This is a genomic window from Phytoactinopolyspora endophytica (assembly GCF_004138495.1).
Lineage (GTDB): Bacteria > Actinomycetota > Actinomycetes > Jiangellales > Jiangellaceae > Phytoactinopolyspora > Phytoactinopolyspora endophytica.
This window is the reverse complement of record NZ_ML142864.1, coordinates 127,055-128,240: the sequence shown is the minus strand read 5'-3', so window position 1 is coordinate 128,240 and position 1,186 is coordinate 127,055. Positions and strand designations below refer to the sequence as shown.

Annotated in this window: 2 protein-coding genes; both read left to right on the top strand. The window is 66.4% G+C overall.

Translation table 11 applies throughout. The annotated features are described in order from the left end of the window. The coding region (locus ELR45_RS39080) for a zinc-binding dehydrogenase (protein WP_205857266.1) at positions 1-384 on the top strand (384 nt) is incomplete at its 5' end. A 172-nt stretch (positions 385-556) separates the two neighbouring features. Next, on the top strand, positions 557-1,186 hold a 630-nt coding region (locus ELR45_RS39075; protein WP_205857265.1), incomplete at its 3' end, for a DUF4234 domain-containing protein.

The following is a 1,186-nucleotide window of genomic DNA, read 5'->3' as shown; positions in this document are numbered from 1 at the left end:
GTCGTCCGCGACGCTACAGGCGGGCACGGCGCCGATGTGGTCCTCGACATCATCGGTGCGAAGTACCTGTCCGCCAATCTCGATGTACTGGCGACCGGTGGCCGGCTGGTCGTGATCGGGCTGCAGGGCGGACGGAAAGCCGAGCTGAACCTGCAGGCTCTGATGGGCAAGCGCGCCTCCGTGATCGGCACGACGCTCCGCGCCCGGCCTCCCGAGGAGAAGGCGGCGATCGTCGCCGCCGTCCGTGAGCGTCTCTGGCCACTCGTCGAGAGTGGCGCCGTCGTCCCAGTCGTCCACGACTCGCTGCCCATGAGCGCGGTGGCCGACGCCCACCGCGTCGTCGAGGAAGGCAGTCACGTCGGCAAAGTGCTCCTGATCGTATAGCCGCCGTATAGCGACTTCCGGGAGGCTGATGCACGGCCTGCGAAAGTGGGATGACTCTGCCTGCCATGAGCGGCAGCCATAGGCGCCGGCGTCAAAAAAGACCCATTGCGCGTTGACCCATCATGAAGCGCGGGCTAACGTGTGCCCTCTTGCGCTAACAAGGAGAACAATCGTGACTCAGCCTCCAGAGCAGAACCCATACGACCCGAATACCGGCGGATACCAGGAGCAACCGGAACAGCCTGGCTACCAGCAGCCGGGGCCTCCACCGCCCGGATACGAGCAGGGCGGCTACCAGCAACCTGGGTACCCCCAGCCCGGGTATGAGCAGGGCGGCTATCAACAGCCCGGCTACCCCCAGCCTGGGTATGAGCAGGGTGCCTACCAGCAGGGCGGCTACCAGCAACCTGGGTACCCCCAGCAACCCGGCTACCAGCAGCCCGGCTACCAGCAGCCCGGCTACGAGCAGGGTGCCTACCAGCAGCCCGGCTACGAGCAGGGTTACGTTCCGCAGCAGTACCAGCAGGCCTATGCAGCGTACGGATACGGACCTGTGGGGCAGGTGCGCGAGACCCTGCCGTGGATCTTGCTCTTCATCTTCACGCTGGGGATCGCCGGCTTCGTGTGGTTCTTCAAGGTCTTCGAAGAGATGAAGCAGCACACCGGCACCGGCCTCGGCGGCGGGCTCGGCCTTCTGGTCAGCCTTCTCGGCGTCGGCGGCTTCGTGAGTGCCTACGAGGCGGGGCAGATGTACCAGAGGGCCGGGCAGGCCCCGCCGGTCAGCGGCTGGACAGGCTGCTGG